Annotated in this window: 6 protein-coding genes and 1 tRNA gene; 3 read left to right on the top strand and 4 right to left on the bottom strand. The window is 67.2% G+C overall.

The features are described 5' to 3' along the window. Positions 1-2 precede the first annotated feature (2 nt). The 3 genes from AA23TX_RS22645 to AA23TX_RS22635 form a co-directional block, all read right to left on the bottom strand. On the bottom strand, positions 3-929 hold the full coding sequence (locus AA23TX_RS22645) for a ribonuclease Z (protein WP_155544862.1): 927 nt from the start codon (positions 927-929) through the stop codon (positions 3-5). Positions 930-942: 13 nt separating this feature from the next. Further along, the gene (locus AA23TX_RS22640) at positions 943-1512 is read right to left on the bottom strand and encodes an HdeD family acid-resistance protein (protein WP_155544861.1); all 570 of its coding nucleotides are present in this window, start codon (positions 1510-1512) and stop codon (positions 943-945) included. Between the two features lie 149 nt (positions 1513-1661). After that, positions 1662-3848, bottom strand: coding sequence for an RICIN domain-containing protein (locus tag AA23TX_RS22635; protein ID WP_196425484.1), 2187 nt, complete (start codon positions 3846-3848; stop codon positions 1662-1664). 288 nt (positions 3849-4136) lie between these two features. Here AA23TX_RS22635 and AA23TX_RS22630 point away from each other — a divergent pair. Then, positions 4137-4209: transfer RNA gene (locus AA23TX_RS22630), tRNA-Ala, on the top strand. Positions 4210-4496: 287 nt separating this feature from the next. On the opposite strand, the gene AA23TX_RS22625 is transcribed toward AA23TX_RS22630, so the two are convergent. Continuing rightward, the gene (locus AA23TX_RS22625; RefSeq protein ID WP_155544860.1) at positions 4497-5696 is read right to left on the bottom strand and encodes a tyrosine-type recombinase/integrase; all 1200 of its coding nucleotides are present in this window, start codon (positions 5694-5696) and stop codon (positions 4497-4499) included. A 417-nt stretch (positions 5697-6113) separates the two neighbouring features. Here AA23TX_RS22625 and AA23TX_RS22620 point away from each other — a divergent pair, with 417 nt between their 5' ends. Further along, positions 6114-11291 carry a DEAD/DEAH box helicase gene (locus AA23TX_RS22620; protein WP_155544859.1) on the top strand — a complete coding sequence of 1726 codons (5178 nt, stop codon included), beginning with the start codon at positions 6114-6116 and terminating at the stop codon, positions 11289-11291. Continuing rightward, the gene (locus AA23TX_RS22615) at positions 11288-14152 is read left to right on the top strand and encodes a DUF8741 domain-containing protein (RefSeq protein ID WP_155544858.1); all 2865 of its coding nucleotides are present in this window, start codon (positions 11288-11290) and stop codon (positions 14150-14152) included. Before AA23TX_RS22620 ends, AA23TX_RS22615 begins: the two co-directional genes overlap by 4 nt. The last annotated feature ends 85 nt before the right edge of the window (positions 14153-14237 follow it).

Genomic DNA, 14237 nt, shown 5'->3' with positions numbered 1-14237 from the left:
GCCTACGGCGCCGGGTGGTCCGCTGGGGAGGACCGGCGTTTCGGCACCTGGACCCGCTCCAGGTCCTCGGCCACCACGATCTCGCCGTCGAACTCGGCTTTCGCCTCGTCCAGGAAGCGCTGCGGGTCGGGGTAGCGCTGGGAGAAGTGGGTCAGCACGAGCTGCCGGACGCCGGACTCGGCGGCGACGCGGGCGGCCTGCTGCGCGGTCAGGTGCCCGAAGTCTTCCGCCAGCCGGGTGTCTTCGGCCAGGAACGTCGACTCGATCACGAGCATGTCGGCTTTTTCGCTGAGCGCGTACACGGCGTCGCAGAGGCGGGTGTCCATGACGAACGCGAACCGCTGGCCCGGCCTGGGCGTGCTGACGTCTTCGAGTCTCGTGCTCCCGAGGTGTCCTTCCCGTTGGAGCTTGCCGACGTCCGGGCCGGCGATGCCGCGTTCCCGGAGTTTTCCGGGGAGCATGGTGCGGCCGTCCGGCTCGACCAGGCGGTAGCCGAAGGCTTCGACCGGGTGGCTGAGGCGCCGGGCCTCGAGCGTGAACTTCCCGGTGGCGATCGGGCCGTCCTCGGCGATCGGGTGTTCACGTAGGTCGGCCTGCTCGTAGAACGACGTCGCGTGCCGCAGCCGCTCGAAGTAGTGCGTGCCGGACGCCGGGAAGTGGGCGTGGACCGGGTGCTTGACCGCGTCCAGCGACAGCCGCTGGATCACGCCGGGCAGGCCGAGGGTGTGGTCGCCGTGGAAGTGCGTGAGACAGATCCGGGTGATGTCGGTGGCGGCGACACCCGCCCGCAGCATCTGCCGCTGGGTGCCTTCGCCGGGGTCGAAGAGGAGGCCCTCGCCGTCCCATCTCAGCAAGTAGCCGTTCTGGTTGCGGTGGCGCGTGGGCACCTGGCTCGCGGTGCCCAGCACCACCAGTTCGCGGGTCGACACCCCCGCACGCTACTCACGCGGCGGGAGCGGTGTCCCCCAGTTTGCGCAGCCGGAAGGCCAGCACCAGCAGCATGATCCCGTAGAGCAGCGCGTAGATGCCGACGAGCAGCGCGATGCCGAAAGCGCCGGCGATCGGGTTGATCACGATGAGCACACCGGCGATCACGGAGAGCGCTCCGGCGGCGATGAGGAACGCCTCACCCTGGATCTGCTTGCGCAGGCGGATCGCGGCGGCGATCTCGGCGACGCCGGTGATGATCGCCCACAGGCCGACCAGCAGGGCCAGGAGCAGAACCGTGATCCCGGGCCAGACCAAGACCAGGATTCCGGCGATGATGCCGAGCGCGCCGAGGATTCCGTAGGCCACGCGGTGGCCGGTGTCGCCCGGGCGGAAGGCCTGCATCAGGCCGCCGATGCCGTCGACGATCGCGTACACGCCGTACAGGATCGCCAGCACGAGCACCGTGGCGCCCGGCCAAATCAGGGCGAAGAGCCCGAAAAGCACGGCGAACACGCCACGGACGGCGGCGATCGGCCAGGCTCGGCGGGGTTCGACAACGGAAAACGCTGCGAAGGAGGTCATGGGTCGCTCCTCGGGTGTGGGGCGTCCCATTATCGCGACTGATCGCCCGGCCGGCGTGATTCACCACCCGTTCGGGCCATGCGTCCACTGTGTCCGGACACATAGGACCGGCGTGCGCCGCGGCCGCCACCACGGCGCACGCCGGTTGCTCAGGGGTAGCTGACCAGGTTGACCGGCTTGGTGCCGGTCGGGGTCGTGTCACCCGTGGTGTTGATGACGTGCGTGATCGTGCCCTGGTAGTTGAGCGACACGGTCACCATGTCGTGGAACCGGACACCCGAGGTGTTCGGCGCCTCGAACGCGTGAGCGCTGGCGACGGCCGGGTTGGTGCTGAAGTAGCAGTAGCTGCCCAGCCCCCACGCCTCGTGGCTGGTGACGTTCGGGCCCACCTTGTAGGCGGAGTAGCCCTTCGTGGACCCGTTCATCCAGCCGGCCTGGTTCGGCACGTCGTAGGGCATCTCGTTCTGGAAGAAGTACGTCCGGCCGCCGTTGCCGTTCCAGACGACCTGCGTCTTCTGGTAGTGCTCGACGAACAGGCCGTACATCGTCACGTTGTTGCCGTTGACGGTGAGCCCGTTGTCGGCCGTGTTGGTGCCCCAGCCGACGTACTCGTTGCGGTCGGCGTGGTCGGCGCGCCAGATCCACATGTGGTCGCCGATCACGTTGTTGCTGTTGACGACCAGGCTGTTCGTCGCCTTCCCGACGGCGCCGCCGCCGATCCGGAAGAAGACGTCGTGCAGCGACGTCGGGTCGGCCGAGTGGTCGGCGGTCGAGCCGGCCTGGCCGACCTGCATGAGGGTGTTCGAGTTGGTCGTGCCGGCGTCGATCAGCAGGCCGGCGACCTTGACGCCGTCGACGTCGTCGACGTTCATCGCGGTGACGCCGTTGTCCGGCACCATCGTGGCGATGCCGAGCCCGAGCACGACGGTGTCCGGCCGGGTGACGTGCAGAGCCTGGTTGAGGTGGTAGACACCCGGCGTGACCAGCAGGTTCTTGCCCGCGGCGAGCGCGGCGTTCATGTCCGCGGCGGTGGCGCCGGGCTTGGCGATGTAGAACTGGTCGATCGGGATCGACGAGCCCGGCGCGGTGCCGTTCGCCCAGCTCGTGCCGGACGCATTGGTCTTCACGCCGGGCACGAAGACCTGGTAGTTGCCGGCGTTGTCGATGTAGAGGAACGGCTTTTCGCGCACGACCGGCGTCTGGTTGACGGTCGTGTACGGCGGCGCCGGGAAGGTGTTCGAGGGAGCGCCCTGGACGCCCGCGAAGACCATGTTCCAGTTGGAGCCGTTCCAGCTGCCGAACTGCGAGTTGCGCGAGATCCACTGCTGCTGCGAGCCCGAGCGGACCTGGCCGTCGATCTTCGAGTCGGAGATCCAGCCGCCGCTGGCCCAGCCGCCGTCGTCGAGCTGCAGGTCACCGCGGACGTGCATGCGGCGGTACGGCGCGGCCTGGCTGACGGCCCAGCGGTCGGCGCCGCCGGTCGGGTTCACGGACAGGTTCTCGGCACCGCGCCAGAAGTTCTGCGTCGCGTTCTGCGGCGGGAACCAGTCGGCCTCGACGTGCACGGCGCCGTTGATCGTCACGGCGTCGGGGCTCAGGCCGAGGCCCAGCACCTGCGTGTAGAAGCCGACGTTGACGTCGTTGGAGTACGTGCCGGGCTTGAACATGACGGCGTAGCGCTGGCTGCCGAACTGGTTGCGTTCCTGCTGGCTGAAGATGCTGTTGAGCCGGCTCTGGATGCTGGAGCTCGACATCGACGGGTCGAAGATCACCACGTTCGGGCCGAGGTCCGGCTGACCGGGCTGCGTCGTGTTCACGGGGTTCAGGATGAACGACTGGGCGGTGGTGCCGTTGCAGGCGTACTGCTGGAGCTGCACGGAATCGGCGACGGAGGCCCCGGGGACGTCGAGGCACTTCCCGCTGTTGCGGCTGACGAAGTGGTAGCGGCCGTTGCCCTCGTCGACGGCCTGCCACTGCTGGTTGGCGCCGTTCGAGTAGGACCAGAGCTGCACGAGCCCGCCATCGGCGGTGGAGACGCCGGTGACGTCCCAGGCCGCGGCGGGGTTGCCGCGGGTGTTCACCCGGAAGTAGCCGTCGCCGGTCGACTGGAACTGCCACTCCTGCGAGGCGGTCTGGTTGCAGGAGTACTGCTGCACGACGGTGCCGTTGGCCGTCCCGGCGGCCCGAGCGTCGACGCACTTCCCGCTGTTGACGGCGGCCACGGTGTACCAGCCGTCCGGGGTGACCGCCGCTTGCGCGTTCGTCGCGACCGCGGTGCCCGCGACCAGGGCGAACGCCGCGGAGAGCAGCGTCATCACCCGCCGTCTCGTCTTCATCGAAACCTCCTCTGCCGCAGTTCGCGGCGTCCGTAGAGCAGGAAACGGCAGAGGCATGCCCGGTCTAGGGGTAGACGCGGCGTAACGGGCGGGGACCTCGGCGTCACAACCGCCGAAAATGTAACGGCGGCCACACCCGGAGTCAATACACGACTAAAAATAAGGCTTAAAGTGGCAGGTCAGCGCCCCGCTCACCGGGACCGGCTCACAGGGGGACCCCCTCGACGGAGACCGCGCGGGGGTCATGTACGGTATTGCCATACGAGATGCGGAGTTCACCTTCGCCTCGGGGCTATGGCGCAGCTGGTAGCGCACCTCACTGGCAGTGAGGGGGTCAGGGGTTCGAGTCCCCTTAGCTCCACATCGCCGAGAACCCTCCTGAGCTAGCGGAGTTTCCGCAGGCCCAGGAGGGTTTCTTCGTATCATCACCAATCTTCTGCTGATCATTCGATGATCAACGGTGAATCGATTCAGACGATCCCGATGGAGGATTTCTGGAGGATCGATCTTGCTCTTCAGGCGCCCAGTGATCTCCCTCAGGCTTCCGCCCCCTCAACGCAGAAGACTCAATGCTTAGCGGCGCGGGAGAACTCGTCGCGGCCACTGCGAAACAACCCCGGTTTCCCACCACCGGGACGCGGTGGGGGGTCAGGCCGAGCCAGCGGGCCCCTGGATGGCCGCGGGTAGAGCCACCGCACGGTCCACCGTAGTCCGCGCCTTGCGCCAGCGGCGTTCCAGGCAGCGGAGCAGGCGGCGTTCCACCTCGGGAGCGACGTGGCTGTAGGTCTCGACGATGCGGTTGTCGAGGCGGTGGCCAAGCCGCCGGGCCTGGGCAATCTCGGGGATGCCGTCAGCGATCATCCACGTCTTGTGACTGTGACGCAGCCCGTGGAACGTCAACCCCGGCTGGACCGGCTCGATCGGCGCCGCGACGTCCGGCCGATGCAGGTTGCCGTCGATGGCGGGACGGAAGACCCGCCGGTCGAAGTCGCTGCGCCGCAGCCAGCAGCGACGTGGACTGGCGAACACGAAGTCGCCACCCTGATCATCGAGGTGCTCACGCAGCAGCTCGATCAGGAACGGCGGCAAGGTGATAGTGCGCGCCGACGCGGGAGTCTTCGGCGGTCCCAGCCACAGCCGATGGCTACCTTCGTGCAGACAGCCGGTGTCGGGATCGATGACGAGGCAGCCATCGTCAAGGTGGGTGTTGACCCGGCGCAGCCCAGTCAACTCACCCCAGCGGGCACCGGTCCAACCCGCGGTCACAACAAGCAGCCCGTAGCAGTGGTTGCCGAGCGACTCGGAGTTGTCCGCGATCCGGACGACCTGCTCCGGAGTCGCCCAGATACGTTCGGAAGGAACGGGTGACTGCTCGCGGCGTCGGCCCCGCCTTGCCCGCCGGCGCACCGGATTGACGGCGATGAGCCGCTCGTCGACGGCGTCGTCGAGCATCATCGAGAACACGGTGACGATGCCGGCCACGGTCGACCTCGCGTAGTGACGCCGTAGCTGCTTGATCCAGAGCGTGACCGCGAGCGCGGTAATGTCACCCAGCGCAGTATTCGCCCACCGGGGCTCAATGTGATTGCGGATCCGGCTGAGATAGTTCTCCTCGGTGCGGATCTCCACATCGAGGGTGTCAGCCCACAACGCAGCCCAGACAGAGACACTGGTCTTGGCCGCCTGGGGATCCAACCAGGTACCGCGCCGCTGGTCGGCCTCGATCTGGTTGGCGTAGTCGTTGGCGATCTTCTTGGTCCCGAAGCCGGAGCATGAACCGATCCTGCCGTCGGCGGTGGGATAGCGGACGCGCCACGAGTGTGGGCCGATCTTCTCTGTCCAGGCCATGGTGACCTCCAGGGTTGGCTTCAAAGGTGGACAGACCAGGTCTGCGCCACCAGCGACAGCTCCGCAAATCGATCTCGACGGTCGCACCCGACAGCCGTCGACCACCCTGCGCTGAGCGACGAAATCTCGCCATATCCCATTGCATCGTCAACTCGGTTCAGCACCACGAATGGCCCAATATGAAACGGTTCGCACCGCGAGCGCGACAGTCATGGTGACAACTGTGTCTGGAAGCGTGACGTGGAGAGGACTTAGACTAGGGAGTCGACCGGTTTTGTGACGTCGTCAAACGACGGATCTGCGCCGGTTTCGAGGTTCGTGGGATTTGGTCGCGTCCGTGATCCTGATAGCCCAGGCGGCGAACAGCACTGACCGCGTCCGCTGTCACGGCGGGGTGGCGTGCGGAGATCAGGGAAAATGGACGCTTTCGCTGCACTCGGCGAGGTACTCGAGGACTACAAGGCTTTCGTGCGGGGATTTCTCAATATTCGCGACCCGGAAATCCTGGCAAAAGTGCAGCGTGAAGTTGATAACGGGCTGATGTGGCCCGAACCGTGGCTCGCGCTGAATCCCGCCTTCGAGCCCGGCGGTTCAGTCGGCGAGCTCGTCGACCGGGGACTCCTGCATCCGGACAATCGAGGCATCTTCCGTGCTCGCGCGACCTCGAGCGCCGATGGGCAGGAAATCGCCTTTCACCAGCACCAGGTCGACGCCATCGAGATCGCAGCGCGCCGCGAGTCCTACGTCCTGACCACCGGAACCGGCTCAGGAAAGTCGATGGCCTACATCGTGCCGATCGTCGATCGCGTCCTGCGGGAAGGGTCCGGGCGAGGTGTCCGCGCGATCATCGTCTACCCGATGAACGCCCTGGCCAACAGCCAACGTGGCGAGCTCGAGAAGTTCCTCGGCAAGGTCGCACCGAAGGTGACGTTCAAGCGGTACACCGGTCAGGAGAGCCGGGCCGAACGCGACGTCATCCTCGCCCGGCCTCCCGACATCCTGCTCACCAACTACGTGATGCTAGAGCTGATGCTGACCCGCCCCCGGGAGCGCACGAGTCTCATCACCAGCGCCCGGAACCTCTCGTTCCTGGTGCTCGACGAGCTGCACACCTACCGAGGCCGCCAGGGCGCCGACGTCGCCATGCTGATCCGCCGCCTGCGCGGAGCCGTGGGCGCGGAGCACCTGCAGTGCGTCGGCACCAGCGCGACCCTTGCCGGCCCTGGGACCAGGGCGGCTCAGCGGGCGGAAGTGGCGACGTTGGCGAGCCGGTTGTTCGGTACGTCGATCCCGGCCGCCAATATCGTCGGGGAGTCCCTGCGGCGGGCGACCGTCGGCGAGAGCAGCTCACACCGGCTGGCCACGCGCGTGCTCGCGAGCCCACCGGCGGACCAGGATGCCTTGCGCCGCGACGACCTGGCGATCTGGATCGAGCAGACCTTCGGACTGGGTACGGACGACGAAGGCAGCCTCTCCCGCCTACCGCCCGTTCGGCTGCAGGATGCGGCTGGGCGACTCGCCGAGTTGACCGGCACAGATGTCGCGACGTGTGCTCGAGCATTGCGGGAAACTCTGCTGGCCGGCTCGCAGTCCCGCGACGAAGATGGACGCTCTCTGTTCGCCTTCAAGCTTCACCAGTTCATCGGCAAGGGCGACACCGCCTACGTCACCCTCGACCGTCCCGAACAGCGATATCTCACGACGCACTATCAGCGCAGTGCTCCTCAGGGACCGGCGGGGCAGCCGTTGTTCCCGCTCGCCTTCTGCCGCGAATGCGGTCAGGATTTCCTTGTCGTTACCAGAAAGAAGGGTGGCGAGCGGTTCGAACCTCGCCTGCTCGGCGGCGGCCTTGGCGAGCAGGACAACGCTGCGGGACTGCTGCTGATCACTGAGAAAGCCTGGCCGGACCGGTCATCTCCGGACCTGCTCGAACTCGTCCCCGACGACTGGATCGTCGAGTCCGGAGACGACCGGGTGCTGGACAAAGCCCGCTGGCCGCGGCTGCCGAAGGGTGTCCGCGTCGACGTTTTCGGTGACGCCTGCGACGACGGCGTCACGGCCGCGTTCTTCGAGACGTTACATTTCTGCCCGACGTGCAAGACGAGCTACGAAAGCGCAATGCAGTCTGAGTTCTCCCGGGTCGCGAGTCTGGGCACGGAAGGGCGTGCCAGCGCGGTGTCCGTCCTGTCTCAGGCGGTGGTACGCACCTTGCGCGAGGCTGAGGACCTCGATGCGGAGGCCCGCAAGTTCCTGGTCTTCTCCGACAACCGCCAGGATGCCAGTCTGCAGGCGGGACATTTCAACGACTTCGTCCTCGTCGGCATGGTCCGCTCCGCGCTGTACCAGGCGGCAGTGCAGCAGCAACGGCGGTTCCCCGATGAATCGCTCACCGACGAGGACCTCGGCCGCCGGGTGATCGAGTGCTTGAAGGTACAGATCGCTGACTACGCCCTGAATCCCGACGTCGAGTACGCGGCCAAGACGAAGGTCATCCGGGCGCTGCGAGAGTCGGTCACCTACCGGGTATGGGCCGATCTGCGTCGCGGCTGGCGCATCACCATGCCCAACCTCGAACAGACCGGCCAGCTCCTGTTGACCTACGCGGGTCTGGACGAACTGGCCGGGGACGAAGCGAAGTGGGAGACCAAGGGACAACCGCTCACCGGCACTGATCCCGCCACCCGACTGTTGATCATGGAGACGTTGCTGAACGAGTTGCGGCGCAATATCTGTATCGAGTCGTCCTATCTCACCGAGGATCGCTACGAAGACATCAAGCGGGCCAGCCAGGAGTGGCTACGTGCGCCGTGGGCGCTCACGGATGAACAAGGTGTCTACGCCGCCACCTGCTATGCGGGCGCCCGTCCTCGTGCACCCGCCGGGATCGGCCGTGACCTGTACCTCTCCGGCTTGGGCCAGTTCGGACGTTGGCTCCGCCGCCCGGACCGATTCCCGCACCTCACGTCCCGATTGACGGTGAAAGACGCAGACAAGCTCATCACCACACTGTTGGGTGTGCTGGCCACCGTCGGCATGCTCGCCAAAGTCGAGGAGCGCACCAGGCGCACCGGGTACCGCGTCCAAGCCGGCATCATCGAGTGGCGGGCCGGCGACGGCACACATCGCGCGCCCGACCCACTCCGCACCAACACTCTCGCAGGCAGAGTCAACCCCTACTTCCGACGTTTCTACGCGGAGACAGCGACCGGGCTGGCTGGGCTCGAAGCGCGCGAGCACACCGCTCAAGTGAGCCCCGAGAACCGGCAGGACCGAGAACGACGCTTCAGTGACGCTGAACTGCCCGTGCTGTACTGCTCCCCGACGATGGAGCTGGGCGTGGACATCAAGAGCCTCAACGTCGTCGGGATGCGCAACGTGCCGCCTACCCCGGCCAACTACGCCCAGCGCTCCGGCCGCGCGGGACGCTCCGGGCAACCGGCCGTCGTGTTGACGTACTGCGCTACCGGAAACGCCCACGACAACTACTACTTCGGGCACAGCCAGGACATGGTCGCCGGCGCGGTCGCACCGCCACGGCTGGAATTGAGCAATCAGGACCTCGTGCGCGCCCACGCCCACGCCATCTGGCTGGTCGTCATCGATCTCGACCTCAAGGCGAGCATGACCGACCTGCTCGACGTCGACCTGCCCAAGCAGCCGCTGCGCGAGGACATCGTTTCGAAGATCTCCGGATCGGCGGCGAAAGCGACCATCGCCATCAGCACCGTCCTGTCCGCAACCCGCGAGGTAACGAGTGCTCCATGGTGGCGTGACGACTGGATCAATGCCGCCGTCGCGGAAGCGCCCCAGCGGTTCCAGCAGGCGCTGGAACGCTGGCGCGGCCTCTATCGCGAAGCCCGCGCCGAGCTCGACTCCGCCAACGAAATCCTGAAAAACATCGGCGCTTCTGAACCGTCGAAGAGACGCGCCCGCGGACAGATATCGGAAGCCCGTGCCGCGTTGGACCTCCTCAAGGGCGAGACCGACGACGTCAATCAAGGCGACTTCTACCCTTACCGCTACTTCGCCTCTGAAGGCTTCCTGCCTGGCTACTCGTTCCCCCGGCTGCCGCTGGCGGCGTTTATCCCGGCCGAGCGCAAGACCCGCCATGGACAGGGAGACTATGTCCAGAGGCCTAGATTCCTGGCGATCAGCGAGTTCGGCCCGGGGGCGTTCGTCTATCACGAAGGCGCTCGTTATGAGGTCAACCGGGTCAGCCTCCCGACCCGCGATGACGGCTCGGGCATCAACGTCACCGAGATCAAACGCTGCCAGGCCTGCGGCTACCTGCACGACAGCAACGGCCCGACCGCCCATGAGACGTGCCAGTACTGTGGCTCGGGCGAGCTGCTCACCATGAGCCGGATGATGAAGCTGCTCGCGGTGAAGACCCGGCGTCGTGATCGCATCAGCGCCGACGAGGAGGAACGTCAACGCGCTGGACACGAGATCACCACCGCCATCCGATTTGAGCCCTACGGCGAACGCACGAGCGAGCTGAAGGGCACGCTCACCGATCGCAACGGTGGTCTCCTCGCGAACCTGAGCTACGGCGACACCGCACTGATCCGCCGGATGAACGTCGGGCTGCGCCGCCGCAAGAACAAGACCGACCAGGGCTACCTGCTCGACACTCTCGACGGCAAGTGGGCCCGCACCGCGGACGTCAGCGCGGCAGACGGCTCAGCCCTCCCCCAAGGACCCGATGGCCGTATCCAGCGCGTGGTGCCCTACGTCGAGGACCACCGCAACGCCCTGTTGTTCAAGCTTGCCCCGCACATTGCCAGGGAACAGCGCATCGCCGCGATGTACGCACTCAAGCGCGCGGTGGAAGCCAAGTTCCAGCTGGAAAGCAGCGAGCTCGCGGCTGAGCCGATGCCCGACCGGACCAGTGACCACGCCTGGTCGGTGTTGCTGATGTTCGAAGCGGCGGAAGGGGGCGCGGGAGTACTCCGCAGACTTGCCACCGAACCGGATCAGATCCGCCGGGTGGCGCGCCGAGCCATCGAGCTCATGCATTACGACCCCGATACCGGCGCAGATCTCGGGAAGGCCGACCACGCTACCGAGCCGTGCGCCCAGGCTTGCTACGACTGCTTGTTGTCCTACAGCAACCAGCTTGATCACCAGACGCTCGATCGCCACGTCGTGATCGATCTGCTCAGTCAGCTCACCACGGCCACTCTCACTGTTGAGGACAGCGCCGAGCCGGACAGCAGGGAAAAACTGGCTCGTTTGGAAGAGCACAGCAACGGGCTGGAAAAGCAGTTCCTGCACTTCCTCGCCGAGGGCGGCTACCGCTTGCCCGACGAGGCCCAGCAGATCGTCGAGGACTACTACGTCCGCCCCGATTTCACCTTCCTCAGCCCCGACGGAAACGTCGCCATCTTCGTCGACGGCCCGATCCATGACAGCGCGCACCAGGCGATCAAGGACGAAGCTGCCCGGGCCAAGCTCGAAGACGAAGCCGGCTGGCTGGTTCTGCGGTTCCACCACGAGGACGAACGCACCAGCGCCTGCGGGAACCCGCCGAGCTGGCAACAGGTGACGACGAGCAATCCGACCGTCTTCGGCACTGGCAAGGACACGTCATGACCATGACTGAGTTCCGTCCCGGCACCCTCGTCGCCGCGCGCGGCCGCGAATGGCTGGTCCTGCCCGGCTCCCCCGCCGGGATGCTCCTCGCTCGCCCGCTGGGCGGCCGCGACGACGAGACCACCGTGCTGCTCCCGGACCAGGACAGCCCCACAGCCGCGACCTTCGACGTCCCGAGCGTCGACGACCGCGGAGACGCCGCCCGCGCCCGCCTCCTGCGCGACGCGCTACGCCTGTCGTTCCGCGCCACGGCCGGGCCGTTCCGATCCTTCGCCCAACTGGCGGTCACCCCACGCAACTACCAGCTCGTCCCGCTGATGATGGCCGCCGCGCAGGACACCGTCCGCCTGCTTATTGCCGACGGAGTCGGTGTGGGAAAAACCATCGAAGCGGGCCTGATCGCCGCCGAGCTCATCGCCAGCGGCGACGCCCAGCGGCTGGCGGTGCTCTGCTCGCCCCAGCTCGCGCCGCAGTGGCAGTCGGAGCTGCGTACCAAGTTCGGGATCAACGCCGAGCTGCTGCTGCCCTCGACGGCGAACCGGCTCGCGCGTTCGGTGCCGTTCGGATCGACCGTCTACGAGCACTACCCGTACCTGATCATCTCCACCGACTACATCAAGCAGCACAGTCGTCGCGACGAGTTCGCCCTGCTCTGTCCCGAACTGGTGATCGTCGACGAAGCGCACACGTGCATCGCCCCCACGTCAACAGTCGGTTCTTCCCATGCGCACCAGCGCTACATCCTGCTGCGCAAACTCGCCGACGATCAGTCCCGGCACCTGCTGCTGCTCACCGCCACCCCGCACAACGGCGACGACGGCGCCTGGCAACGCCTCGTCGGCCTGCTGGACGACCGCTTCGCCGAACTGCCCGTCGACCTCTCCGGACCGGACCGCGACGACGACCGCAAGCTGCTCGCGAAGTTCCTCATCCAGCGTCAGCGCGCCGACATCCGCGACTACCTGTCCGAGGAGACACCCTTCCCCACCCGCGAACGCGCAGAGGAGAGCTACAAGCTGACCCCGGCATATCGGAAGCTGTTCGACCGCGTGCTCTCCTACGCCCACGAACAGGTAGCTGACCCGTCGATCGGTCACGTCCGGCGACGAGTGCGCTGGTGGTCCGCGATCGCGCTGCTGCGCTCCATCGCGTCCAGCCCGGCCGCCGCGGAGCAAACGCTCCTCAACCGCTCGCAACTCGACGACGCCCAGAGTGTGGAAGACGCCGACTCGGTCGCCGGACCTCGCGTGTTCGACGTCGACCTCGACGACACCGTCGACGGGGACGACACCGCCTTGGGCGCCGCCATCTCCACCAGCGACGGCCCGCAAGCCTCGGCCCGCCGGCGCCTACGCGGTTTCGCCGCCGAAGCCGCGGCGCTGCGGGGAGTCAAGTTCGACGCGAAGCTCAAGCGCGTCGTCGCCATCGTCAGCGCGCTGGTGGCCGACGGCTACCACCCGATCGTCTTCTGCCGCTACATCCCGACGACGGAGTACGTCGCCGAACACCTCGCGACAGCCCTACGCAAGCTGCCCGGCATACGCGTCGAAGCCGTCAGCGGCACCCTGCCCCCCGAAGAGCGCGAGTCGCGCGTCCAAGACCTCACCGCCCACCCCGGACCGCGGGTCCTCGTCTCAACGGACTGCCTTTCCGAAGGCGTCAACCTCCAGGAGGGCTTCACCGCGGTCGTCCACTACGACCTGGCCTGGAACCCGACGCGCCACGAACAACGCGAAGGCCGCATCGACCGATTCGGTCAGACCGCGAAGACGGTCCGCGCGGTCACCTACTACGGCGCCGACAACAAGATCGACGGCGTCGTCCTGGACGTCCTCCTCCGCCGCCACGAAAGCATCCGCCGCACCACCGGCGTCTCAGTCCCAGTCCCGGTCGACTCCACCACCGTGATGAACGCGATCTGGGAGTCCCTGCTGCTACGCGGCACCGACCCCCAGCAACTCTCCCTCGACCTCGGCGCGGCCACCGACAGCGAGACCGCCGACGCCGTCCTCACCCGGTGGATCGACGCCGCGGAACGGGAAAAAGCGTCCCGATCCCGGTTCCGCCAAGCCGCTCTGCACCCCGACGAGGTGGAAGCCACCCTCGCCGACGTCCGCCGGTCCCTCGGCGGGCCCGCCGACGCCGAACGGTTCACGCGGGACGCCTTGGCTCTGCTCTCCGGTCAGCTCACCGACACCGACGACGGGTTCATCGTGCGCATCGACACCCTCCCCCACGCCCTGGTCGACCAGCTTCCGGCCACCAAGGCATCGGCACTGCGATTCCACCGATCCCTGCCCGTCCCGCCAGGCGAGCCGTTGCTCGCCCGTACCGATCCCACCGTTGAGGCGCTCGCCCGCTACGTCCTGGACGCGGCGCTGGACCCCCTGCTCCCGGACGTCGCGCGTCCTGCACGCCGGGCCGCCGTCATCCGGACCACCGCCGTCGACACCGTCACGACCCTGCTGGTCGTCCGGTTCCGCGTCGAACTCGTCATCCCCGGCTCACGCCGCACCATCACCCAAGTAGCCGAAGACGCCCAGTTCCTCGGTTTCACCGTGCACAACGGGCTGGTCCGCTGGCTCGACCCGGCCACGACCGACACGCTGCTCCTGGCCCGACCGACCGCCAACGTCCGCGACGACCTCGCCCGGGGCCAGCTCCAGCACGCTCTGGATCGCCTGCCCGAACTCCAAGCGCACCTGGGCGTCCGCGGCAAGTCGATCGCCACCGAGGCGGTGAAGGCGCACCGCGCGGTGCGCCGCAGCAGTCACGTCGCACTGCGCGGGCTCCAGGCCCGGCTCCTGCCCCCGCCCGACGTCCTCGGCGTCTACCTCTACCTGCCAGATCGGACCACGTAGACCACTCTCACGGCATTCCGCTCCGTCGCCACGGTCGGCACGGTACTGCCCAGCGAGGCCCTCACCCACGCCGTCGACCTGCGGA

The organism is Amycolatopsis camponoti (genome assembly GCF_902497555.1).
GTDB classification, from domain to species: Bacteria; Actinomycetota; Actinomycetes; order Mycobacteriales; family Pseudonocardiaceae; genus Amycolatopsis; species Amycolatopsis camponoti.
Note: the sequence above shows the minus strand (reverse complement) of the source record. Positions and strands in the feature narration are given on the sequence as shown.